Annotated in this window: 24 protein-coding genes and 1 other RNA gene; 5 read left to right on the plus strand and 20 right to left on the minus strand. The window is 43.0% G+C overall.

Annotated features, from left to right (window positions below; translation table 11 throughout):
• Positions 1 to 18 precede the first annotated feature (18 nt).
• The 11 genes from metG to A5868_RS12810 form a co-directional block, all read right to left on the minus strand.
• A complete protein-coding gene (metG, locus tag A5868_RS12760) occupies positions 19 to 2028 on the minus strand; it encodes a methionine--tRNA ligase (protein ID WP_086303247.1) in 2010 nt (669 codons plus the stop codon).
• Positions 2029 to 2183: 155 nt separating this feature from the next.
• On the minus strand, positions 2184 to 2528 hold the full coding sequence (locus A5868_RS12765) for a DUF2200 domain-containing protein (RefSeq protein ID WP_086303246.1): 345 nt from the start codon (positions 2526 to 2528) through the stop codon (positions 2184 to 2186).
• Between the two features lie 15 nt (positions 2529 to 2543).
• Positions 2544 to 3095 (minus strand): helix-turn-helix domain-containing protein, encoded by a 552-nt coding sequence (locus tag A5868_RS12770; protein ID WP_254908249.1) that lies wholly within the window; start codon positions 3093 to 3095, stop codon positions 2544 to 2546.
• Positions 3096 to 3166: 71 nt separating this feature from the next.
• Positions 3167 to 4339 carry an NAD(P)-dependent malic enzyme gene (locus A5868_RS12775; protein WP_086303245.1) on the minus strand — a complete coding sequence of 391 codons (1173 nt, stop codon included), beginning with the start codon at positions 4337 to 4339 and terminating at the stop codon, positions 3167 to 3169.
• Positions 4326 to 5708, minus strand: coding sequence for a class II fumarate hydratase (gene fumC / locus A5868_RS12780; RefSeq protein ID WP_086303244.1), 1383 nt, complete (start codon positions 5706 to 5708; stop codon positions 4326 to 4328). Before fumC ends, A5868_RS12775 begins: the two co-directional genes overlap by 14 nt.
• 257 nt (positions 5709 to 5965) lie before the next feature.
• Entirely contained in the window at positions 5966 to 6412 is a 447-nt protein-coding gene (dtd, locus tag A5868_RS12785; protein ID WP_086303243.1) for a D-aminoacyl-tRNA deacylase, read from the minus strand.
• 18 nt (positions 6413 to 6430) lie between these two features.
• A complete protein-coding gene (locus A5868_RS12790; RefSeq protein ID WP_010779677.1) occupies positions 6431 to 8638 on the minus strand; it encodes a RelA/SpoT family protein in 2208 nt (735 codons plus the stop codon).
• Between the two features lie 190 nt (positions 8639 to 8828).
• Positions 8829 to 9572, minus strand: coding sequence for a 16S rRNA (uracil(1498)-N(3))-methyltransferase (locus A5868_RS12795; RefSeq protein WP_010779676.1), 744 nt, complete (start codon positions 9570 to 9572; stop codon positions 8829 to 8831).
• Between the two features lies 1 nt (position 9573).
• Entirely contained in the window at positions 9574 to 10521 is a 948-nt protein-coding gene (gene prmA / locus A5868_RS12800; RefSeq protein WP_010779675.1) for a 50S ribosomal protein L11 methyltransferase, read from the minus strand.
• Between the two features lie 12 nt (positions 10522 to 10533).
• Positions 10534 to 11010, minus strand: coding sequence for a DUF3013 family protein (locus A5868_RS12805; protein WP_010779674.1), 477 nt, complete (start codon positions 11008 to 11010; stop codon positions 10534 to 10536).
• 2 nt (positions 11011 to 11012) lie between these two features.
• Complete coding sequence (locus A5868_RS12810; protein WP_010779673.1) at positions 11013 to 11639, minus strand: DNA-3-methyladenine glycosylase; 627 nt, start codon at positions 11637 to 11639, stop codon at positions 11013 to 11015.
• 406 nt (positions 11640 to 12045) lie between these two features.
• Here A5868_RS12810 and A5868_RS12815 point away from each other — a divergent pair, with 406 nt between their 5' ends.
• On the plus strand, positions 12046 to 13323 hold the full coding sequence (locus A5868_RS12815) for a replication-associated recombination protein A (RefSeq protein ID WP_010779672.1): 1278 nt from the start codon (positions 12046 to 12048) through the stop codon (positions 13321 to 13323).
• A gap of 61 nt (positions 13324 to 13384) precedes the next feature.
• On the opposite strand, the gene A5868_RS12820 is transcribed toward A5868_RS12815, so the two are convergent.
• Together A5868_RS12820 and A5868_RS12825 are read right to left on the minus strand one after the other, a co-directional pair.
• A complete protein-coding gene (locus tag A5868_RS12820) occupies positions 13385 to 14809 on the minus strand; it encodes an MDR family MFS transporter (protein WP_086303242.1) in 1425 nt (474 codons plus the stop codon).
• A gap of 164 nt (positions 14810 to 14973) precedes the next feature.
• Positions 14974 to 15441 (minus strand): MarR family transcriptional regulator, encoded by a 468-nt coding sequence (locus A5868_RS12825; RefSeq protein WP_010779670.1) that lies wholly within the window; start codon positions 15439 to 15441, stop codon positions 14974 to 14976.
• Between the two features lie 355 nt (positions 15442 to 15796).
• Between A5868_RS12825 and ssrS the strand changes: the two genes are divergently transcribed.
• The 3 genes from ssrS (at position 15797) to A5868_RS12840 (ending at position 16966) form a co-directional block, all read left to right on the plus strand.
• Positions 15797 to 15990, plus strand: a non-coding RNA gene (gene ssrS / locus A5868_RS12830) — 6S RNA.
• 67 nt (positions 15991 to 16057) lie between these two features.
• On the plus strand, positions 16058 to 16342 hold the full coding sequence (locus tag A5868_RS12835; RefSeq protein WP_010779669.1) for a hypothetical protein: 285 nt from the start codon (positions 16058 to 16060) through the stop codon (positions 16340 to 16342).
• 153 nt (positions 16343 to 16495) lie between these two features.
• Positions 16496 to 16966 (plus strand): universal stress protein, encoded by a 471-nt coding sequence (locus tag A5868_RS12840; protein WP_044926304.1) that lies wholly within the window; start codon positions 16496 to 16498, stop codon positions 16964 to 16966.
• 63 nt (positions 16967 to 17029) lie between these two features.
• Here A5868_RS12840 and fucO read toward each other — a convergent pair whose 3' ends face one another.
• The 3 genes from fucO to crcB form a co-directional block, all read right to left on the minus strand.
• Complete coding sequence (fucO, locus tag A5868_RS12845; protein WP_010779667.1) at positions 17030 to 18187, minus strand: lactaldehyde reductase; 1158 nt, start codon at positions 18185 to 18187, stop codon at positions 17030 to 17032.
• Between the two features lie 410 nt (positions 18188 to 18597).
• A complete protein-coding gene (locus tag A5868_RS12850) occupies positions 18598 to 18951 on the minus strand; it encodes a fluoride efflux transporter FluC (RefSeq protein WP_086306447.1) in 354 nt (117 codons plus the stop codon).
• Positions 18948 to 19328, minus strand: a complete 381-nt coding sequence (crcB, locus tag A5868_RS12855) for a fluoride efflux transporter CrcB (RefSeq protein WP_010779665.1) — start codon at positions 19326 to 19328, stop codon at positions 18948 to 18950. The genes A5868_RS12850 and crcB overlap by 4 nt, the downstream gene beginning before the upstream one ends.
• 135 nt (positions 19329 to 19463) lie before the next feature.
• On the opposite strand from crcB, the gene A5868_RS12860 reads away from it, so the two are divergent.
• Positions 19464 to 20138, plus strand: coding sequence for an HAD family hydrolase (locus A5868_RS12860; protein ID WP_086306446.1), 675 nt, complete (start codon positions 19464 to 19466; stop codon positions 20136 to 20138).
• 41 nt (positions 20139 to 20179) lie between these two features.
• Here the strand turns inward: A5868_RS12860 and A5868_RS12865 are convergent, their stop codons facing one another.
• Genes A5868_RS12865 through A5868_RS12880 form a run of 4 tightly spaced genes read right to left on the minus strand, consistent with a single transcriptional unit; the run spans position 20180 to position 22355 of the window.
• Complete coding sequence (locus tag A5868_RS12865) at positions 20180 to 20725, minus strand: cysteine hydrolase family protein (protein WP_010779663.1); 546 nt, start codon at positions 20723 to 20725, stop codon at positions 20180 to 20182.
• Between the two features lie 33 nt (positions 20726 to 20758).
• Positions 20759 to 21451, minus strand: coding sequence for a 5'-methylthioadenosine/adenosylhomocysteine nucleosidase (locus A5868_RS12870; RefSeq protein ID WP_086306445.1), 693 nt, complete (start codon positions 21449 to 21451; stop codon positions 20759 to 20761).
• Positions 21452 to 21498: 47 nt separating this feature from the next.
• A complete protein-coding gene (gene macP, locus A5868_RS12875; protein WP_086303241.1) occupies positions 21499 to 21783 on the minus strand; it encodes a cell wall synthase accessory phosphoprotein MacP in 285 nt (94 codons plus the stop codon).
• Positions 21780 to 22355 (minus strand): NUDIX hydrolase, encoded by a 576-nt coding sequence (locus A5868_RS12880; protein WP_086303240.1) that lies wholly within the window; start codon positions 22353 to 22355, stop codon positions 21780 to 21782. Before A5868_RS12880 ends, macP begins: the two co-directional genes overlap by 4 nt.
• Between the last annotated feature and the right edge of the window lie 196 nt (positions 22356 to 22551).

A 22551-nucleotide genomic window follows, 5' to 3' on the forward strand; every position in this document is an offset into this window, starting at 1 on the left:
GCTTACAGTCTATTGCTTTTATCCGACAATTGCCCCATTAGGCATCTCTTCAGGTGCTTCAACTACCTTCAATGTACCATCTGGCGCTTCCGCTGAAAGAATCATTCCTTGACTGATCTCTCCACGCATTTTACGTGGCTTAAGATTCGCTACAATGATCAGCTTTTTCCCAACTAGAGATTCTGGGTCAGCATAATATTCCGCAATTCCAGATAAGATTTGACGGTCTTGATTGTCCCCTGCATCCAAGCGGAATTGCAGCAATTTGTCTGCACCTTCGACTTTTTTGCATGCCATGACTTCCGCCACTTTTAATTCGACCTTGTCGAAAACATCAAACTTGATGTCTTTATCTTTCACAGAGACCAATTCCGTTTCTTCTGGGTCCCATTTGATTTTTTCTTCCTCCGGCTGACTGCCTTCAGACATTTTTTCTTTGATATAGGCTGTTTCTTCCTCCATATCTAGACGCGGGAAGATTGGTTTGCCTTTCGGTGTTACTTTTGTCTCTTCTGGGAATTCGCCAAAATGAATTGTTTCTAGGTTCATCTGTTCCGAGTTTAATCCTAGCTGTTCAAAAATTCGTTTAGGCGTTTGTGTCATGATTGGCTGCAACAGAATAGCTACGATGCGCAGACTTTCTGCTAAGTGAACCATTACGCTGTCTAATTCCGCTTTGCGCTCTTCGTCTTTTGCTAAGACCCATGGCTCTGTTTCATCAATGTACTTGTTCGCACGAGAAACCAGCGTCCACACTTCTGCTAGGGCATTGTTGAATTCCATTTTGTCCATTGATTCACGGTAGCGGCTAACAACATTGGCTGCAGTCGTGGATAATTCGCTGTCAAAATCTGTCACCAATGATTTATAGGCAGGAACCATTCCGTCACAATATTTATTGATCATCGCCACTGTACGATTCAACAAGTTTCCTAAGTCATTCGCCAAGTCATAATTCACTCGAGCAACAAAATCCTCTGGCGTAAATACACCATCTGAACCAAACGGGATCGCTCTTAATAGGTAGTAACGAACGGCATCCAATCCGTAACGCTCTACCAACATTTCTGGATATACGACATTTCCTTTTGATTTCGACATTTTGCCGTCTTTCATCATCAACCAGCCGTGGCCATAGATTTTTTTTGGCAATGGCAATTCAAGCGCCATCAACATGATTGGCCAATAGATCGTATGGAAACGAACGATTTCTTTTCCGACCATTTGCACATCTGCCGGCCAATATTTTTGGAACAAACTGTCATCATCAGAGCCGTATCCTAAAGCAGTGATATAGTTTGATAATGCATCGATCCATACATACACCACGTGTTCAGGATTCGCATTGACAGGGATTCCCCATTTAAAGGTCGTCCGTGAAACAGCTAAATCTTCCAAGCCCGGTTTGATGAAATTGTTGATCATTTCATTTTTACGCGATTCAGGCTGAATAAATTCAGGGTGCTCTTCGTAATAGTCCAATAAACGATCCGCATACTTACTCATACGGAAGAAATAAGACTCTTCACGAACCAATTCTACTTCATGTCCACTTGGTGCTTTCCCACCGATCACATTGCCTTCTTCATCACGGTATACTTCTTCCAGTTGTGTTTCTGTGAAATATTCTTCATCCGAAACAGAATACCAGCCTTCGTATTCCCCAAGATAAATATCGCCTTGCTCCAATAACTGGTCAAAAATCTTTTTGACCGCTGCTTGATGGTACCCATCCGTCGTACGGATGAATTTATCGTAGCTGATATCGAGCGTCTTCCATAATTTTTTGATGTCCGTCGCCATCTTGTCTACGTATTCCTGTGGTTCTACGCCAAGTTCATCGGCTTTCTTTTCAATTTTTTGTCCGTGTTCATCGACTCCTGTCAAATAAAACACATCAAAACCCATCATGCGTTTGTAGCGTGCAATCGCATCACAGGCAATCGTTGTATAAGAATTCCCAATGTGCAGTTTGCCACTTGGATAATAAATCGGCGTTGTAATATAAAATGTTTCTTTCTCTGCCATGAGGCTCCTCCTTTAAAAATAGATTCTCTCGTAGTATACCATAAAAGGGCTTTGCTTTTAAGAAAATGAAAGAACCTGCTCTATTTATTGGAAACTGATTTAATAACCTAAAATAAATCAAAAAACAGCAAGTCCCCCTCGACTCGCTGCCTTCCTTATTTTCGTAAAATTTTTTCCATCTTCTTGCCCTTGGCTAATTCATCGACCAGCTTGTCCAAGTAGCGAATTTTTTGCATCAAGGGATCGCCAATTTCTTCTACGCGATAACCGCAGATCATGCCTGTTATCAAGGCTGTATTTTTATTTAATCGGGGAACTTCCGCAAAAAAGGTCTCCATATCAACGCCTGTATCCAATTGCTGCTGCAGCCCGTTTTCATCATAGCCTGTCAACCAATAAATCACTTGGTCGAGCTCTTCTTTCGTGCGTCCTTTTTTCTCGACTTTCTGAAGGTACAATGGATAGATGGACGCAAAGCTCATTTTAAAAATCTTACTCATATACTGACTCCTTCTTTATAAAAAATGCAACACTATAAGAAAAATACAAAAAGAAATAATCAACCCAGCACCCGCAATGATTCCTTGTTTGAGCTGTTGATCTAGATCAACCTCTTTTCCTTTTAATCGATCTATTTTAAATTGGAAAGCAAACATTGTAATAAAATTTGCTGCGGCCGCCATCACTATATAATGGGTCAGTTCGCGATGAGGAATATCTTCTGGTAAAAAAATCACGACTAATAAGAGTAACGCGGTCAGTATAGGCCCTACAAAATACAAAACGGACAATTTTGCGATCGTTTCTTTTCGTTTGATTTCTTTCACCACATCTGAATCATCCACCAATAGGTCGTCCAAAGATAGTTTAAAAATTGTTGATAAACGCAACACGCTTTCAATATCGGGGATCGTCTTCCCTGTTTCCCAATTTGAGATCGTTCGTTTTGATACAAAAATTCTATCGGCTAATTGTTCCTGTGTCCATTCCGCTGCCTGCCGTTCGCTTTTGATTCGTTGACTGATTTCCATTCCCTCATCGCTCACCTTCAATAATTTGAATTTCATGAATCAAAATTACTTCAATTGTGCCAAAAAGTCGATAGAAAGTTCTTTCTACCCTTGATAGAACAGCCTTTCTATGACCTTGTCACGCCGTCTTGTCTTGCGGCTTCTGCGACCTTTAAGGTGATTAAATCGACGACATTTTCATCGAAAGCCGATGGAATGATATAGTCAGAGGTTAATTCCGAGTAAGGGATCGAATCCGCGATCGCATGGGCACAGGCAAGCTTCATGCGGGGGGTGATCCGTTTTGCTTCTGCTGTGAAGGCCCCACGAAACAATCCTGGAAAAGCGAGCACATTGTTGATTTGGTTTGGAAAATCGGAACGACCGGTTCCTACCACAGAAGCTCCGCCAGCGATTGCCTCTGCGTAGGTGATTTCTGGTTCAGGATTCGCCATAGAGAAAACGATGTTCCCCTCATTCATAGAGGCTACCATTTCTTTCGTCACTAGATTTGGTGCAGATACACCGATAAAAACGTCTGCTCCAACAAATGCTTCTGCCATCGTGCCCGTAAAATCCTTAGGCGTGATCAAATGTAAAATTTCCTTTTCAACGAAGGTCGCATTGGACATCTGCTCATTCAATGCGCCATCTTTATTGAAGGCAATGATGTTTTTCACGCCTAGATCGACAAGCATATGAATAATCGCACTACCTGCTGCACCAGTTCCTGAGATCACAACGTTTAGATCCTGTGGTTCCTTTTTCACCAGCTTCAACGCATTGATCAATGCCGCAGTCACGACAACTGCGGTCCCGTGTTGATCGTCATGAAAGACAGGAATATCCAGCGCTTCGATCAACGCCCGCTCGATTTCTACACAGCGGGGAGCGTTGATGTCTTCCAAGTTGATCCCTCCAAAGGTCGGCGCGATGGCTTTGACGATTTGGATAATTTCTTGTGGGTCTTTTGTATCTAAACAGATTGGCACTGCATCGATACCGGCAAACTCCTTAAAAAGCAATGCTTTTCCTTCCATCACCGGCAATGCGGCTTCTGGTCCGATGTCTCCCAGCCCCAAGACAGCCGTCCCATCGGTAACCACGGCGACACTGTTGCCTTTCCAAGTGTAATCATAGGCCTTGTTTTTATCCTCTGCGATTTTCCGACAGGGCTCTGCCACGCCTGGTGTATAGGCTAAGGACAGGTCTGTTTTGTTTCGTACTTTGGCTTTACTTGTCACTTCGATTTTTCCGTGCCATTTTCTATGCGCAGTCAACGCTTCATCATAAATAGTCATCAATCGTATCTCCAATCATTTTTTCTGGTCGTACCCAACACTCATATTCTTCCTCCGTCACATAGCCTAAAGATAACGCGGATTCCTTCAATGTGGTTCCTTCGTTAAATGCTTTCTTCGCGATTTCAGCCCCTTTGTCGTAGCCGATATGTGTGTTCAATGCCGTCACCAGCATCAACGACTTCTCCAAAAGCTCCGCCATCCGTTCTTCATTTACGACCAATCCCTTCAGACAGTTTTCAGTGAAGGAATGGAGAGCATCTGCTAACAATCGGACGCTTTGCAATAAATCAAACGCGATCAAAGGCAAATAAACATTCAGTTCAAAATTCCCTTGTGATGCCGCCACACCGATCGCCGTATCATTGCCCATGACCTGTACCGCGACCATTGCCAAAGCTTCACATTGTGTCGGATTGATTTTCCCTGGCATGATCGAGCTTCCCGGCTCATTGGCTGGCAAGGTGATCTCGCCTAAGCCGCTGCGAGGTCCGCTTGCCAGCCAGCGGATATCGTTCGCCATTTTCATGCTGTTTGCTGCTAAGGCCTTTAGCGCGCCGCTGGCAAATACAACGGCATCACGATTGGCTAACGCATGAAATTTATTTTTTTCACTGGTAAAATGTATCCCTGTTTCTTCACCTATCGCTTCGATAAAGGCTTCTTCATACGCTTTTGACGCGTTCAACCCAGTACCTACTGCCGTTCCTCCGATCGCCAACTGGCGCAATTCGTCTAAACTATGGATCAGCATATTTTCGTTGTGCTCCAATGCAGAGCGCCACCCGCTGATTTCTTGCGCAAAAGTGACCGGCGTCGCGTCTTGCAAATGGGTCCGCCCGATCTTGATCACGTGCTGATTGTTTTCCTCCAACGCTTCTAACACGTCGATCATCTCATGGATCGCTGGTAACAACGTTCGTTCGATCGTGAATGTTCCGGCTATATGAAGCGCTGTCGGAAAAACATCATTGGAGCTCTGGGACATATTGACATCATCATTCGGATGTATCGCCAAATCATTCTGAGTCGCTAGATGTGCAATAACTTCATTCGCATTCATGTTACTCTGCGTGCCGCTGCCTGTTTGCCAGACCACTAGCGGAAATTCCTCCCAGTGCTCACCCTTCAATAGCAAATCCGCTGCTTTTTGAATAGCCATCGCCTTCTCAGCTTCTAGTTTTCCCGTCCGCTGGTTGGCGATCGCAGCCATTTTTTTTACTAACACGAGCGCATGCAATAATTCTTGCGGCATTTTTTCTCCGCCAATTTTGAAATTCTGCCTGCTGCGTTCGGTTTGTGCTCCCCACCACGCCTCTTTTGGCACCTCGATCGGGCCCATTGAATCCTGTTCAATCCGTGTTTCCATGTATTCGACTCCTTCTTCAAATTAATGTATTCATTTTTCTTCCAGAAAAATGAGCTTGAGTTTCATCCGTATGTCATTCCTCTAAACGCGTTTGAGCTTATCTTGATTTATTTTTGGCTTTTTTCTAGTTCAGCCAGTATCCTGCGAAAAGTGGAACTGAAATCTTTTTTCCTTCTATTTTGTTCAATTATCGCTCATTTCTACCCAAATGGATACAAAAAAAGTACAAAAGCCGTTAAACTTTTGTACTTCGTTCGTTATTTATCTCTTGTATCAAACAAGATCGTGACCGGTCCATCGTTGATCAGCGCGACATCCATGTCACCGCCGAATTCTCCCGTCTCTATCGTTAGCCCCGCTTGACGCAAGCCTTCATTGAAATAGTTATATAAGGGGATCGCGGTTTCTGGACGAGCAGCTTTTACAAAACTCGGACGATTGCCTTTTTTGGTGTCCCCATAGAGTGTAAATTGCGAAACGCTCAAAACACTGCCGCCAACATCCTGCAAAGACTGGTTCATTTTTCCTTCTTCATCTTCAAATACGCGCAACAGCGGAATCTTCCGAATCAAATAATCCGCATCTGCTTGTGTATCTTCTTCATGAATTCCTAAAAGGATCATGAAGCCATGGTCGATCTTTCCGATAACCGTCTCATTGATCGTTACACTGGCTTGGCTTACACGTTGAATAACAGCTCGCATAGTGCCCTCCTATTTCTTCTATCCCTTCGTCCGTTTCACACTATAAACATCCGGGACAGTCTTGATTTTATCAACAATCGAGTACAAATGATTCAAGTTTTGAATTTTAAACGTCAAGTTGATGAGCGCCAAACGATCTTTCGTTGGCTTCGCTTCAACACTCACTAATTTCTTAGTCATGCCGCTCACGATATTCAAGACATCATTCAGCAACCCGTCACGATTGAAGCCGTAAATCTCTAGGTCGGCATTGTAATCTTGAACAGAATTGGAAGTATCTTCCCATTCTACTTCGATCAATCGTTGCTGGATATCTTTTTGTTTCGTAATATTTGGGCAATCGGCACGATGGATCGAGATTCCTCGACCTTTTGTAATGTACCCGACGATGTTATCCCCAGGAACAGGGTTGCAGCAATGGCTGATCCGAATCAAGAGGTTCTCGATGCCTTGAATGACGATGCCGCCTTCATGACGAACTTTGATTTTTTCTGGTTCTTTTGGACTGCTGACCATCTCATCTACAGCATCTCGCTGTTTTTGCTTCATTTGTTCTCGGCGTTCTTTTTCCGTCAAACGATTGGCGAAGGTCAATGCACTGATTTCACCAAATCCAATGGCCGCATATAAGTCTTCTTCACTGTGGAAATTAAATTTATCCAACACGTCTGAAAGTTTGTCCTTCGTCAGCATTTCTTTCGGAACAAACCCTAAGTCATTGATACACTTAATTACAGCATCATGGCCTTTTGATACATTTTCTTCTCGATCCTGTGTCTTGAAGAACCGTTTGATTTTATTTTTTGCTTTGCTGGTTTTGACTAGATTCAACCAGTCGCGGCTTGGTCCAAAGGAATTAGCTGAGGTCATGATCTCAATGATATCGCCATTTTTCAGTTTATAATCTAGCTGGACCATCTTGCCATTGACCTTAGCACCTGTGGTTTTATTTCCGACATCTGTATGGATACTATAAGCAAAATCCAACGGACCAGAACCTTTTGGCAGTTCAGTTACGTCGCCTTTTGGTGTAAAGACGTACACCTTATCACTGAAAATATCGCCCTTGACGCTCTCCATAAATTCTGAGGCATCATAGCTTTCATCTTGCAATTCGATAATTTCACGGAACCAGTCCAGTTGCTTGTTGTCCTGTGTTGTTTCTGTCTTATCCGTTTTTCCCTCTTTATATGCCCAGTGAGCCGCAACCCCGAACTCAGCGATCTGATGCATCTCATGGGTCCGAATTTGTACCTCCACTGGGTTGCCGCTTGGTCCAATGATCGTCGTATGCAACGACTGATACATATTGGCCTTTGGCATGGCGATGTAGTCTTTAAAGCGTCCTGGCATCGGCTTCCATTTGGTATGGATCGCCCCTAGGACTGCATAACAGTCTTTGATCGAATCCACGATTACGCGAATCGCCAACAGGTCGTAAATTTCATCAAATTGTTTCTTTTGATCCCGCATTTTACGATAGATGGAATAAATATGCTTCGGACGACCGTAAATATCGCCTTCGATCCCTAATTCTCTTGTCGCTTCTTTGATTTCATTTACAGCTTCGTCCACAAAGCCTTCACGTTCGTCACGCTTACTGCGCATCAAGTGAACGATCCGATAATATTGCTTTGGATTCAAATAGCGCAAGGCAGTATCTTCTAGTTCCCACTTGATCCGGCTCATCCCTAAACGATCCGCTAACGGTGCATAAATTTCTAGCGTTTCACGAGCGATGCGGCGTTGCTTGTCATCACGTAAATATTTTAGTGTACGCATATTGTGCAGACGGTCGGCTAATTTGACCATGATGACCCGTAGATCTTGTGCCATCGCTAAAAGCATCTTACGGTGATTTTCTGCTAATTGTTCTTCATGAGATTTGTATTTGATCTTCCCTAATTTGGTAACGCCATCCACTAACGAGGCCACGTCTTCCCCAAATTCAACCTTCAAATCTTCCAATGTTACGGGTGTGTCTTCTACCACATCGTGCAAAAAGCCTGTCGCAACAGTATGCGGGTCCATATGTAAGTCAGCCAAAATACCTGCGACTTGGATCGGATGGATGATGTAGGGTTCTCCTGATTTGCGAACCTGGGGCTTATGGGCTTCATAAGCAAAGTCGTATGCCTTTTGTACAAACGCCACGTGCTCTTTTCCCATGTAAGTACTGACCATCCTGATGACGTCAGGACCAGTCAATTCAACTTCTTTTGCCATGTGACGTTCCCCCTTATTCTTAGTGACTGGAATACAAAAAAACATTCGGAATGAAAACGAACTTCTCAATCAGCAAGAACATTTTCTGTAATTTTCTTTCTACTTTATGAACCCGAACGCTTTTATTCCACTCTCTTTTTGAAAATGATTGCTCTTATTATACAAACTCTCGTAAGCTTTTTCAATCAAATCAGTGTTGCAGCTCATAATAGAAACTTGCCGCACTTAAAAGATAAAAAGGCGCCGTTTCTGTCCGTAATATTCTTGGCCCTAAACCGCATAGTTTCGCTCCTGCCGCTTGAAACGCGTCAATTTCCTTCGGCGTCAAGCCGCCCTCTGGACCAAAAACGACCAATAGTTTTTGTCCTGCGCTCAAGCTTCGAAACGTTTGGACAACTTGCGCCTGCTCGCCTTGCTTCGCGGATTCTTCATAGGCGATCAGCACGGCATCGTATTCAGAAAAACGAGTGGTCAACTCTTTTTCAGAAGTAAAGTGAACAGTGGGCAACGCTTGGCGATGGGACTGCTCCGCTGCTTCTTGCGCGATTTTGTTTAATCGCTGCTGCTTCTTTTGCTGCTTTTTCGTATCCCATTTCGCCACAGAGCTTTCTCCTGGAAAGGCAATGAAGGCATGCGCACCAAGTTCTGTCCCCTTCTGAACGATCAGTTCCAGTTTCTCACCTTTAGGAAATCCGCTGGCAATCGTGATCTGGATCGGCAGCTCACGCTCTAGGCGTTCTTTTTCAACCTCTTCCAGCATCACTTTCTCACTATCCATAGCAATGATTTTGGCTTTGATCGCTGTTTGGTCGTTGAAGACAAGAAAGACTTGGTCATCGACAGTCATCCGCATCACACGAGACATATGATGGTGCGGCTCTCCCGTAACTGTCACAGCAGGTTGATACGCTTGATCGATAAAATAACGTTGCATCTTATTCTTCCTCTGGTTTCTTCAGGATAATAGCGAACCAGTCTTTTTGTTGGAAGATTCGATCAACTTCAAAGCCTTGTGCGTACATTTCCTCTAATACCATATCTTTTTTATCTTCGATGATTCCAGAGACGATAAAGGTGCCCTCTGATTTCAATAAGCGCCACGCATCTTCGATCATTAGGACGATGATGTCTGCTAAAATATTTGCCACGATAACATCGGCTTCTTGCTCTACACCCACCAATAAATTATTCGCAGACACGTGGATATTTTCTGTATGGGCATTGAGGTCTACGTTTTCCTGTGCTGAACGCACCGCAACTTCATCTAAATCATAGGCATAGATTTCTTGTGCGCCGTAAAGGGAACTCGCGATACTCAATACACCCGAACCTGTACCAACATCCAAGACCGTTTCCCCACCGCGCAGCACTGTTTCCAGCGCCTGCAGCGTCAGATTCGTTGTCGGATGCGTCCCTGTTCCAAACGCCATGCCGGGATCTAAGGTGATGATTTTTTCATCTTCGTGTTGCGCTTCGTAATTCTCCCAGCTTGGAACGATCGTCAAATAACGAGTCACGCGAACTGGATGGTAATATTTCTTCCAAGCCGTCGCCCAGTCACTCTCTTCCACTTCACTGACTTCTAGGAGATTTTTTCCGATGTTCAAGCCGAATTCAGGGAGTTTTTCAATCTTTGTTTTAATGAAGGGCAAAATCTCTGGTAAAAAGATCGTTTCTGGAAAATACGCCATCACGACGGCCCCTTCGGTCAAGCTTGAAAAAGTCTCTTTATCCAGCAATTCCCCGTACTGATCTTCTTGATAATTCTCAAAATCCAAGGCATCTTCAATCGCTACACCTGATGCCCCTGCCTCCATCAAAATATTCGAAACAGCTTCTACTGCTTCGCTTTCTGTCGTTACCTTTACTTCATTCCATTTCATTTTTTTCGCCCCTTAATAACTTGGATATGGCAGATAGCTGCTGTCGGTTGGTTTGATCGTCGCCTTGAATACCGCATCGTCCCAGTTCATTTCAAAAACCGCGTCCTCACTATCATCCGCTAAAAAGTCTAGCAAATCGCTCTGGCCTTCCTCAATCACGTCCTTCAAATAGTCTACGACAGCGGTCAGTTCATTTTTCTTCATGCCTTTTTTGCCTTCGTAAGGAATCACTGCCAAATAATTCTCTGTATCGTAGTCAGATTTAGTCGGATCGACTAATACGATCGCGTCTTCAAACTCAATGATTTCCTCCTCTGAAGCCACGCCATCTACATCATCGATCTCAATCTGTTCTTTATTCTCTCCATAAATGCGAAAAGCGATCTCAAAACTGTGGTTTCGCGTATCCCAATCCAGTGCTAGTTCATAATCAGGAATTTTTTTGTTCAAGTATTTGTCTAAATAAGTAATCATGGTCTCTTTTGCCATTTTTAGTTCCTCCATCCATTGTTTTCTTCTAGTAATGCTTTGCGTTGATTGGTTATGTAAGGATTTCCAGAAACAACAAAACGCAGAGGTTTCTCCGTCCAAATCCCTTTATTGGGTATGCCGATGCGTGGAAGAACCTCGATTTTTTTAGGAATCCGTCGTTTTTCAGGAACCAAATGCAGGCTACTTGTAAAAATAGAGTCGCCATATAATTCACGAGTGATTCCTAGTGCCTCCACTAATTTCCCCGGACCGTCGGAGAGCATCGCTCCCGCTCTGCCATGACGATTGCGGATCATTTGCGCCACGCCATCAACCGGTTCAAGCCCTCGGATCATTACACCTTGAGGCGTTCCTTCAGGCTGAGTGATCATATTTAAGATCAAATGCGTGTGCATCGTGTATAAATAGATCGTTCCCGGCTTTTCATACATGGCACGTACACGAGGAGTCGCACGCATCCCGTAACTATGCGCCGCTTCATCCTCTGGCCCTAAGTAGGCTTCACAATCAACGATGTAGCCACCTAATGTCCCAGAAGGCGTTTCATGCTCTAAATACATTCCCAATAAATAGCGCGCCACATTTTCCGTCGTTTCTGTATTAAAATAATCAATTAACTGCTCCATTTTTCTCACCTTCTACATGATACACAATAATCCTGCCGCATGCTACGCTCAACGACCAAAACTCAGCAAACACAAAGGAATCTTTCTAGTCGAACAATAGAACTCCCTCCCCTTCTCTAACATATCCAAACAAAGCACCCTCACCAAAAAAATGCTATAATGAGAACATACATTTGCCAGTCCAACTTTTCGCAGTTTACTAAATTCAACGTGAACACACTTTGTTAAATGTAAACATCAGAAGAACTGTTTCGTTGGATGCTAAGCGTACGAAAATAGATACCTTACTCTGAGCTAGCTGCCAGTTCTGCTTTTCGCAGTTTATTAAAACTCGTAATTAATCTGCTTTTTACTCGTAACCATCGCAACTGAAATAGTATTATTCATTCTTTCAAGGAGGTTTCTCATGCAACAGCCGTTAGCTTATCGTATGCGCCCACGCAACTTAGACGAAGTTGTCGGGCAGCAGCATCTAGTTGGTCCCGGAAAAATTATTCGGCGCATGGTTGATGCGCGAATGCTTTCTTCGATGATTTTATATGGACCGCCAGGCACAGGAAAAACCAGTATCGCAAGCGCCATTGCTGGCTCAACAAATTATGCGTTTCGAATGTTGAATGCGGCTACGGACGCAAAAAAAGATTTACAGATCGTCGCCGAAGAAGCAAAAATGAGCGGGACAGTTATTTTATTGTTAGATGAAGTGCATCGCTTAGATAAAACCAAACAGGATTTTCTACTGCCTCATTTAGAAAGCGGCCGCATCATCATGATTGGGGCTACCACCGAAAATCCCTATATCACAATCAATCCCGCGATTAGAAGTCGAACGCAGATTTTTGAGGTAAAGCCGTTAGATGAGTACGATATTATCTCCGCAGTTAAGACAGCTTTAAAAGACAAGGAGCGCGGACTTGGAGAGTATCCTGTGGAACTAGATGAGGATGCATTGACTCATTTGGCTCGCGCAACAAATGGCGATTTAAGAAGCGCACTGAATGGATTAGAATTAGCGACAAAATCCACACCTAAAGATACTGAAGAAAAAATTCATTTGACGCTTTCGATCATCGAAGAATGTGTTCAACGGAAAGCCTTGACTCATGATAAGGATGGCGATGCCCATTATGATGTGATCTCTGCTTTTCAAAAGTCTATTCGCGGCAGTGATGTGAATGCCGCATTGCACTATTTGGGCCGATTAGTCGAAGCGGGGGATCTGCCGATTATTTGCCGTCGGTTGATGGTCATCGGTTATGAAGACATTGGCTTGGCAAATCCCGCCGCAGCCGCTCGAACCGTCCAGGCAGTCCAAGCAGCAGAAAAATTAGGCTTTCCCGAAGCACGGATTCCTTTGGCGGATGCAGTCGTAGATCTTTGCTTGTCCCCTAAATCGAATTCTGCCTATGCCGCATTGGACGCGGCGATCACAGATATCCGAATGGGGAATGCCGGAGAAGTACCTGACCATTTACGAGACAGTCACTACAAAGGGGCAAAGGAGTTGAACCGCGGCATCGGCTACCAATACCCGCATAGTTTTGAGAATGCCTGGGTTGATCAGCAATATTTACCAGACAAAATCAAGAATGCCCATTACTATGAACCTAAATCTACCGGTAAGTATGAGCAGGCTCTCGGACAGCAATACCAACGAATCGAAGAATGGAAAAAGAAGAAATAAGTTCTTCTTTTATAAAGAGGCAAAAACAGGCGTCAAGCTTTCGGGCTTGACGCCTGTTTTTTTAAATCGTGTGCTTATCAGCAGAGGCTGTTGTTTTATTCGTTAGGAAGAGACTCGGCAGGAAGAGCAATGCTAAGACAACGACTGAGACGAGAAAGCCCGCATGATAGGCGGCCAGCTCATGGGCAACCGTTGGCTGAGCTCCTTGCAATACCGTAGCCACTACTGTAGCGATCATCGCTGAACCAACACTTGATCCTAGATTTTCAATAATATTGATACCTACACCTGCGTCAGGCAATTCTTCATCCGCTAAGCCTGTATACGCATCGCTGGTCAACGGTAAATTGATGCCGCCAAAGCTTGTTCCTCGGATGAACAGGATCAGCGCGATCCAAATCATATTCGTTTGATCGGTGACAAACAGCAGTGGGATCGTCCCAACTAAAGAAATGACCAAGCTGACGATCACAACATATTTTGCACCAAGCTGATCGATCATTTTCCCGATCAATGGACGCGTGACTAACATCCCCACTCCTTGGGGAATTAGGGCAATCGCAGCCTCCATCGCGGAAAAATGACGGAAATTTTGGAAAAATAGTGGCAAAATAAGCATGGGGCCCATAATAGCGATGTTGGCGAAAAACAGACCGACACTTGATGCTTTGAAGCTGCGATGAGAAAAGATTGTTAGCGGCAACACCGTCTTGTGCCCTTTATACCGATCGTAGAAGATATAGGCGATCAAGAGCAGCACGCCGATACCTGTCCAAGTCAAGGATTCGCTATTATTGAACGTTGCATGATCCGCAGCTTTTGTAATACCGTAAATCAACGCGGCGCTCATCGCTGATAAATCAAGAATACCGAAAATATCCAATTTACTTTCTCGGTTAAATGGTTCAAAAGCGGGCAATGTTCGCATCATTAAAGGTGCCGCGATGAGAACGATGAAAACATTGATAAAGAAGATCCAGCGCCATGATGCCGCTTGAACGATGAACCCGCCTAATACAGGACCAAGGATCGGTCCAAAGATCATTGGCGTACTGACGATCGCCATGACGCGTCCGATATTTTCGGGACCTGCCGTTTTAACTAACAGGGTTGACATCAAGGGCGTAATGATCCCTGCCGTAAACCCCTGAAGCAGACGAAAAACGATGAAGCTCGTAACACTCCAGCTAATACCTGCTAAAACAGAGGTGAAACCGAAAAGAATGACGGCAGCAATGAAAATCTTCTTTCCGTCAAAACGATTCATCAGCCAACCTGCGATAGGTACGGCAATGGCTAACGCCAAGACATAGCCCGTGATCGCCCATTGGATCGTTGCTAAGTTCGTGTGAAAATTTCTGGTCAATTGATCAATGGCGATATTCACCATCGTTGAGTCCAGCATTGGGGCAATAGCGCCTAAAGCAATCGCCCAGGCAGCAGATAATACTTCTTTTGGTAATTTATTTGAATGTGATTGAGTCATAGAAAACACCTTTCTTATTGTTATGGATTTGATTGAAATGTCTATTCTTCCCCTTGTCGAATAGCGGTCTTTTTTGTTTCCCAGGAAACTATACAGCCTCTTTGTTTCCTTGTCAACAAAATTAAATCAAAAAAAAAGAAGCAGTCGCGAATGACTGCTTCAAATCAGTGAGTTGTGATCCCTTGTTTCTTGATTTCTGAATCCAAATGTTGGTTATACCGTGCGAGAAATGTTAAGAAGGCATCGTATTGATCGTCAGTAATTGGTTCAAAAACAACCTCGTCGCGATCTTCAAATTCTTGGTGAAGCTGCTCATGAATATCAAAGACCTTTTGTCCTTCTTCAGTCAGCTTAAAATAAATTTCCTTTTTATTATCCGCCTTTTGGTAACTTTCAATATACTTCTTTTGCAGCATTTTTTTCGTCAGCTTACTGATGGCCCCACGAGTCATATACATAGATTCCGCCATTTTTGTAACGTTTGGGTCTTCATGTTTACCAATAAATTCGATGCAATGTACTTCGGAAACAGCATATCCTGCCAAAGCTTTTTCCATTTTTACCTTATCTAACCAGGCCCGCTTGTTAAACACTTCGCTGAAGCCTTCCAGAACCTCTTCTCTTTTGTTCATACTCGATCCCCCTAGTCATTGCGCTGGACTTTTTATTAACCATTCGTAAATGCAAGACTATTTTAAGGTGTTTTTGTTTCTTTTTCAACAAAATCATTTTGGATTCCGTTCGATCCGTCTTCTTTTCATTTATAAAAGTCAAATATATCGTGTTGCTTTGTCTGCTTTCAACAATTAAAAAATCAAATAAAAATGTAAAAATATAAATTAAATAAATAAGTAATTTTTTTTGACATACCGCCTTCTTTTTCATACTATATAGGTATAGAAGATGTGAGTGGCTCGAACCTTTTCAGATGTGTTCTAAAAGACCACTTCGTTGCGTCTCTATAATGACTATGCTATGATTGAGATGGAAGTTCTGTGATGTGCGCGTTGCCCATTTCAGTGTTGACCGAACATTTTTATTGATATCTTGGGATCCGTCTTGTGTCAAAGTTGGTAACATGCCTTTTCATTTGGTAGTTCGATGCTTAGACCATGGAACCCACCTGCTAGATTTTGCGGGATCAATACTATCGGGCGAATAACGGCATCGACGGAATTTTCCATTTTTTTATGGAATGAAAGCAATTTGCGAACTGCAAATTGCTTTTTATTGTATTGGAGGAAGAAAATGGTTCGCATTTTATTATTTTTACTTGCGCTTATTTTATTAATTTGCAGTTATTACTTGATCAAAAAACCACAGGGGCTATTAGTTCTCTTTAGTAAAGAAACACAAACTGAAGCACGCAGCTTCTTACGTCAATTTGGAATTATCTATGCCGTTTTAGGGATCATGGCGCTATTGGTCGGTGTGATGAACAACCGTTCCTATTCGATGATGTATTTGATCCTGCTTTTAGTGGTTGCAGCGATCTTTGCTTTATTGATGGGCGCAAAAACAAAAAAAGGGTAACAGTACCATTTTCGAGTCTTTTGATTTAAAATAAAGATGAGAAACGGATACTGATCCAATTCTTTAGAAGTGAAACGATTTTTAATTAGATAGTATGGAAATCGTTTTTCTACAGAAGGATGGATTCTTTGAAATGAAAAGGAGTGGGAAACGATGGATCAAGAATACAGTAAAATCATGGTGGCAGTTGACGGTTCTAATGAAGCGGAATTAGCATTCAGAAAAGCAGTGAATGTAGCGAAACGAAATCAGGCAGAATTACTACTCGCTCATGTCATTGATACGCGTGCATTCCAAACAGTTTCTTCTTTCGATAATGTTCTTGCAGAACAGGCTACGGATATGGCGAAGCAAACCTTAGGTGATTATGAAGCTGAAGCGAAAAAAGCCGGCGTCAAAAATATCAGCAAGGTCATTGAATACGGCGCACCAAAAGTGATGATCGCCAATCAAATCCCGGAAAACAACGATATTGACTTGATCATGCTGGGTGCTACAGGATTAAATGCAGTAGAACGTTTATTTATCGGTTCCGTATCGGAATACGTTATTCGCAACGCCGCTTGCGACGTCTTGATCGTTCGTACAGATTTAGACAATAAGATTCCTGAAGAAGACAAATAAAACAGTGACTACAAAGAGGGAGCGCCGATTGGCACTCCCTCTTTTCCTTATAGCCATTTCGCTTTAATCCAACATTGATTTGTAAAGCTCGCTGATTTCTTCTACTGTTGCATCCCGCGGATTCCCTGGTGAGCAGACATCCCGGAAAGCATCTTCTGCAATTTTTTGAACATCCGCCTCTTTCATTCCGATCTCAGTCAGACTTTGAGGAATCCCCACGTCAATACCTAGCTGCTTCACCGCTTGGACTGCCGCATCGCGAACTTCTGATAACGGCAGTTCAGCCGCATCCTTCACACCCATTGCCACGGCGATCTCACGATATTTTTCACCAGTATAATCTTTATTGAAGTCCATGATCAATGGCAGCAATGTCGCACACGCTACCCCATGTGGTGTATCGTACCAAGCGGATAATGGATGTGCCATTCCATGGACGAGACCTAATCCAACGTTAGAAAAGCCCATCCCAGCGATATACTGACCCAAAGCCATTTTTTCTCGGGCTTCTTGATTTCCCGCAACGGAATCACGCAACGCATGACTGATGATCTCAATTGCCTTGATGTGCAGCATATCTGTCATTTCCCACGCACCTTTTGTAATGAACCCTTCGATCGCATGGGTCAAGGCGTCCATACCAGTTGCCGCACATAACGCTGTGGGCATCCCCATCATCATATCACTGTCGATAAAAGCCACCACTGGAATATCATGAGGATCGACACAAACAAATTTCCGTTGATTGGCTTTGTCCGTGATGACATAATTGATCGTTACTTCAGCAGCCGTTCCAGAAGTTGTCGGGATCGCCAGTATCGGCAACGCAGGATTTTTCGTATCTGCGGGTCCCTCTAAGCTGATGACATCTGCAAAATCAGGGTTGGTGCTAATGATCCCGATCGCCTTGGCCGTATCGATAGGTGATCCGCCGCCGATCGCCACGAGATAATCCGCGCCAGCCGCTTGACAAGCCTTGACCCCAGCCTGTACGTCTTCGATCGAAGGATTCGGAACGATCCCATCAAAAATTTCGTAACTCAATGTTGCTTCATCTAAAAGTGCGGTAACTTTTGTTGCCACTTCAAATTTCAATAAATCCTTGTCTGTCACGACTAGTGCCTTTTTGAACCCGCGTTTTTTCGCCTCATTGGCTACCTCCTGAATTGCACCCTTGCCAAAATAAGAGGTTTCGTTCAAAATCATTCGATTGACTACCATTAGTATCTCTCCTTCATTGTGTTGTATTTCACAATTGATTATCCCATAAAAAGAAACCGTTTTCTATGATTTCTGATTGTAAATTCTTGCTGGAAAATCAGCAGAAATAGCAAAAAAAGGGGTCGACTGTCTGTATTGGCAGCAACAGTCGAAACCTTCACTTTTTATAGGACTTGCTTCTAAAGCTCTCTCCAATAAGTAACTCTGCTTGAGCAAAATATTTCATGACTTTCTCTCCAGATAAATAATAAGCGGCCTTCCAAAAATAAAAAGATTATACCATTATCGAAATGATCGGTCTCAAAAACCGCAGCCATTTTTACAAACAATTCAAAGATACATACCATGAGCTGCCGAACTCTTTCAGAGAGAATAAAAAATAAGCCACAGCGTTTTCTGTGACTTATTTTCTAAATTTTTGAGCCGATCACGATACCGACAAAGCTCAATAGTAATCCTAGGCCATAAGAGCCGAATAAATAGCGATAAAACATGGGGCGATCATGTTTCCATAAGACAAACAATTCAAAATTATAAGTAGAAAATGTCGTATAGCCTCCCATGATCCCTGTTCCTAAAAATAAATAGACGGGATCAGACAAGTGCACACCAAAAAAAATACCTAATAGCAAGCTTCCTGATAAATTGATAAAAAAAGTCGCCCTCGGCAGCCGCTTGGTCTGAGGCTCAAAGTAATTGTTCAGAGCAAAACGCAGCATCGCGCCAATCGCTGCCCCGCTGCCAACCAATAACGTCTCGATCATTCTTCTCCCACCCTTCTGTGGTAGATGGCTTCACCGAGCACGGTCATCGCCAACCCGCCGATAAATGACAGCAGCAAATAAAGAAATGCCAAACCAATTTCTCCAGACTGAACCAGTTTCATCGTATCCAAGGCAAAAGACGAGAAGGTCGTTAGTGCCCCGCAGAAACCAACACCGACCCCTAAGACCAAACGAGCGGATACGTCAATATCACTCAAAATATGCTTGACGACCCAGCTAAAAATAAAACAGCCGATCAAATTTATAACAAGTGTTCCAAGTGGAAATCCGCCCACTGAAGGAATCCACACGCCTAACCAATACCGCGCTGTTCCTCCCGCAAAAGCAAACAGCGCAATGACTAAATAATCCAACATGATGTTCATCTCCATTAATTATTCTTCATCACTATAAAACGATTGATTTGAAGTTGCAAATAATACTATCTTTTTCATCTACTATTTTCAAAACATGCTAAACTAAGAGTATCTTGAAAAAAGTGAGGGCTATACATGACAGGGATCATTTTTGATTTTAACGGAACAATGTTTATGGATTCTGATCTTCATGAAGCGGCATGGCTGCAGTTGATTCAAAAATATTCAGACAGCAAAGTGACCGAGGAAGACATTTTAAAAAATCTGCATGGTAAAACCAATGATGTCGTCCTTCGCAATTTTATCTCAAAAAATTTAACAGATGAAGAAATCCAACGATTATCGGATGAAAAAGAGGCGTACTATCGAGAAACCGTTCTAAACAGCTCTGATCATAAAGAATTTACAAAAGGGCTGAAAGAAGTCTTGGACTATTTGAAGAAAAAGAATAGTCCAATGACCATTGCTTCTGCCTCACCGAAAATCAATATGGACTTCTATTTTGACTATTTAGACCTAGGCATCTGGTTCGATTACGAAAAGATAGTTTACCATGATGGCAGCTTTCCTGGTAAACCTGCTCCAGATATATTCTTGATCGCCGCGAAAAAAATCGGCGTCGCTCCTGAAAATTGCTTAGTCATCGAAGACTCCTATTCAGGGTTACAAGCCGCTCATAGTGCGGGGATAGGAACAATTGTTGCCATTGACCCCGATGGGAAAAATCGCGGGATCTTCGAATCGGAAGGCTTAGCCTCCGATGGGGTGATCGAGGATTTCACTACATTTATTCCAACCTATCTAGCTTAGAAAAAACCGCAAACGATTTTTTTCGTTTGCGGTTCTTTTATCTAGATAAGTGTTGCCCCTAGTGTATGTTTAAAATGGTTCAATGCCCAAGCATGACCGGTCGCATCAAAGCTGGCAACGGCATTCTCTGGTATTACGAGCTGATACCCCAGATTATAAGCATCCACAGCAGTGTGCAGCACACAAATATCTGTACAAACACCGGTTAAACAAAGCTCTGTAATGCCGCGCTCCCGCAGACGAATGTCTAAGTCCGTTCCGCTAAAAGCAGAATAATGGCGTTTATTGATCCAGTAAATATTTTTTTCTGCTTGATTGGCTTGATAAAATGCGGCTAACGAACCGTATAGATCACGCCCGCTCGTTCCAATCACATTGTGAGGGGGAAACAAGCTGTTTTCAGGATGGTAGTGATCGTTTGGGTCATGCCCATCGATCGCAAAAACGATGAAATCCCCTTGCTGAAAATAGTCTTTTGTTCGGTCAACTAAAGCTTGTTCAATCGCTTGACCTGCTTCGCCTGTCGTTAATTTTCCATCGGTTGCGACAAAATCATTGGTGTAATCAATCGAAAGTAATGCACGCATCGTGATGCCTCCTCGTTTTATCAATGAATCCTTTTATTTTAAATGGTTCACGAATTCCATGACCAATTGTGCAGAAAGTGTGCCTGTGCGATTCACGAATTCTTCATGAGTCTCCGTCGCTTCACTGTCCGCTGTATCACTGATCGCACGCACGATCAAGAACGGAATGCCAAATTGTGCGGCTGTGTGCCCAATCGCTGCCCCTTCCATTTCGACAGCCAGTGCATCTGGAAATGCGGCTTTGATTTCATAAATTTTTGATGGGCTGCTGACAAAGGTGTCACCTGAAACAATCAGTCCCACATGTGCTGCCTGCTCTAGTTTTTTGCTTGCTTCCAGCATCTCACTTTTTAGATACGTGGAGCTTTCAAAATAAAGCGGCATGCCTGGGACTTGTCCGATCTTATAGCCAAAGGTCGTAGCGTCTACATCAAAATACGCAACTCTGTCAGCAATCACTAGATCGCCGATAGCAAGACCGCCGCCGATTCCGCCGGCTGTACCAGTATTGATGACCATATTGACTTTATATTGCTGGATCAAAACAGATGTTGTGATGGATGCCAACACTTTCCCAATACCTGATTGAACAACGATCACTTCATGATTCCCTAAACCTCCTGAGAGAAACAACGCGCCTGATTGTTCCCAAGATAACGGGTGATCCAAGCTCTCTCTTAACGCCTTTACTTCTGGTTCCATTGCACCGATAATACCGATTTTCATAACTCATTCCCCTATTTCTTCTTAATATAGTTGTGTTTAGTTAAGGATCAAATAAAGAATACTGCTAACATAACGACGATTAAAAGTAATAAGACCACAATTATCGCTTTATTTAAAAAACTGCTGCGTTCTTTTTGCTTCACTCGTTCACTGCTGCGAGATTTTGTGACTGGCTTGTTTTTCTTCAGTTCTTTACGATAAACAGAGCTGATTTCTTTTTCCCTTTTTTCATACGTTCGTTCAGCGTCTTTCCGTTGTTCCTCTGCCAAACGTTCCTGCTCTTCTTTTCGCTTTCTCAATTCGCTGCGCGTCACCAGAGGCGATTGGCTCATGCGTGATCTTCCTTTCTATAGTGCATCAATTCCCAATAATTGACTGCAAAGATTGTTTTTGCGTCACAAATCAATCCGTCGTGAATGGCTTGCTTCGCTTCTTCCATCGTTAGCTCATACAGTTCTAAGACTTCATCCTCGTCTTGTGGTTTTGGATTTTCGACTTTTACTAGATCGGTTGCCGTGTAAATATATAGCTTCTCATTCGAAAATCCCGGAGATAAATACATTTCATTTATGTACATCAAGTTCTCAGTGCGATAACCGGTCTCTTCTTCTAGCTCACGTACCGCTGTTTTTTCAGGATGCTGCCCTTCGCCAGGATCGATTTTTCCTGCTGGAATCTCTAAAACTACTTTTTCTAACGGTTTGCGAAATTGCTTGACCATGATCATTTTATTCTCTTTTGTGATCGGGATGATTCCCACACCACCATGGTGAAAAACCAATTCACGTTTTGCTGTTCCTCCCATGGGCAAGGAAACATCATCTAAATAGACGTCAATAATTTTCCCCTTAAACAATTCTTTACGTTCAATCGTCTTTTCTTCGAAGTCTTTGTACTCTAGCATTATGACATCATTCCCCCTAAATAGCTTTAACTCGACGGTTCTGCCTTATTGTATCACAGAAAATTCTTATGTTTTTTCTAAATCTGAAAAATCCATCTTTAGTCCGATACTAATTCTATAGAAATTCATGCTATGATGAGCGTGTAAAGAAATCAAGAATTTTGACTAAATAATGTAAAGGGTTATCAATAGACTA

It is taken from the genome of Enterococcus sp. 12F9_DIV0723 (genome assembly GCF_002174375.1).
GTDB classification, from domain to species: Bacteria; Bacillota; Bacilli; order Lactobacillales; family Enterococcaceae; genus Enterococcus_A; species Enterococcus_A gilvus.

What these genes read in the sequence shown, in the direction of transcription:
- metG (WP_086303247.1), bottom strand. Translation starts at nt 2,028, where the DNA reads ATGGCAGAGAAAGAAACATTTTATATTACAACGCCGATTTATTATCCA.
- A5868_RS12765 (WP_086303246.1), bottom strand. Translation starts at nt 2,528, where the DNA reads ATGAGTAAGATTTTTAAAATGAGCTTTGCGTCCATCTATCCATTGTAC.
- A5868_RS12770 (WP_254908249.1), bottom strand. Translation starts at nt 3,095, where the DNA reads ATGAAATTCAAATTATTGAAGGTGAGCGATGAGGGAATGGAAATCAGT.
- A5868_RS12775 (WP_086303245.1), bottom strand. Translation starts at nt 4,339, where the DNA reads ATGACTATTTATGATGAAGCGTTGACTGCGCATAGAAAATGGCACGGA.
- fumC (WP_086303244.1), bottom strand. Translation starts at nt 5,708, where the DNA reads ATGGAAACACGGATTGAACAGGATTCAATGGGCCCGATCGAGGTGCCA.
- dtd (WP_086303243.1), bottom strand. Translation starts at nt 6,412, where the DNA reads ATGCGAGCTGTTATTCAACGTGTAAGCCAAGCCAGTGTAACGATCAAT.
- A5868_RS12790 (WP_010779677.1), bottom strand. Translation starts at nt 8,638, where the DNA reads ATGGCAAAAGAAGTTGAATTGACTGGTCCTGACGTCATCAGGATGGTC.
- A5868_RS12795 (WP_010779676.1), bottom strand. Translation starts at nt 9,572, where the DNA reads ATGCAACGTTATTTTATCGATCAAGCGTATCAACCTGCTGTGACAGTT.
- prmA (WP_010779675.1), bottom strand. Translation starts at nt 10,521, where the DNA reads ATGAAATGGAATGAAGTAAAGGTAACGACAGAAAGCGAAGCAGTAGAA.
- A5868_RS12805 (WP_010779674.1), bottom strand. Translation starts at nt 11,010, where the DNA reads ATGGCAAAAGAGACCATGATTACTTATTTAGACAAATACTTGAACAAA.
- A5868_RS12810 (WP_010779673.1), bottom strand. Translation starts at nt 11,639, where the DNA reads ATGGAGCAGTTAATTGATTATTTTAATACAGAAACGACGGAAAATGTG.
- A5868_RS12815 (WP_010779672.1), top strand. Translation starts at nt 12,046, where the DNA reads ATGCAACAGCCGTTAGCTTATCGTATGCGCCCACGCAACTTAGACGAA.
- A5868_RS12820 (WP_086303242.1), bottom strand. Translation starts at nt 14,809, where the DNA reads ATGACTCAATCACATTCAAATAAATTACCAAAAGAAGTATTATCTGCT.
- A5868_RS12825 (WP_010779670.1), bottom strand. Translation starts at nt 15,441, where the DNA reads ATGAACAAAAGAGAAGAGGTTCTGGAAGGCTTCAGCGAAGTGTTTAAC.
- A5868_RS12835 (WP_010779669.1), top strand. Translation starts at nt 16,058, where the DNA reads ATGGTTCGCATTTTATTATTTTTACTTGCGCTTATTTTATTAATTTGC.
- A5868_RS12840 (WP_044926304.1), top strand. Translation starts at nt 16,496, where the DNA reads ATGGATCAAGAATACAGTAAAATCATGGTGGCAGTTGACGGTTCTAAT.
- fucO (WP_010779667.1), bottom strand. Translation starts at nt 18,187, where the DNA reads ATGGTAGTCAATCGAATGATTTTGAACGAAACCTCTTATTTTGGCAAG.
- A5868_RS12850 (WP_086306447.1), bottom strand. Translation starts at nt 18,951, where the DNA reads ATGATCGAGACGTTATTGGTTGGCAGCGGGGCAGCGATTGGCGCGATG.
- crcB (WP_010779665.1), bottom strand. Translation starts at nt 19,328, where the DNA reads ATGTTGGATTATTTAGTCATTGCGCTGTTTGCTTTTGCGGGAGGAACA.
- A5868_RS12860 (WP_086306446.1), top strand. Translation starts at nt 19,464, where the DNA reads ATGACAGGGATCATTTTTGATTTTAACGGAACAATGTTTATGGATTCT.
- A5868_RS12865 (WP_010779663.1), bottom strand. Translation starts at nt 20,725, where the DNA reads ATGCGTGCATTACTTTCGATTGATTACACCAATGATTTTGTCGCAACC.
- A5868_RS12870 (WP_086306445.1), bottom strand. Translation starts at nt 21,451, where the DNA reads ATGAAAATCGGTATTATCGGTGCAATGGAACCAGAAGTAAAGGCGTTA.
- macP (WP_086303241.1), bottom strand. Translation starts at nt 21,783, where the DNA reads ATGAGCCAATCGCCTCTGGTGACGCGCAGCGAATTGAGAAAGCGAAAA.
- A5868_RS12880 (WP_086303240.1), bottom strand. Translation starts at nt 22,355, where the DNA reads ATGCTAGAGTACAAAGACTTCGAAGAAAAGACGATTGAACGTAAAGAA.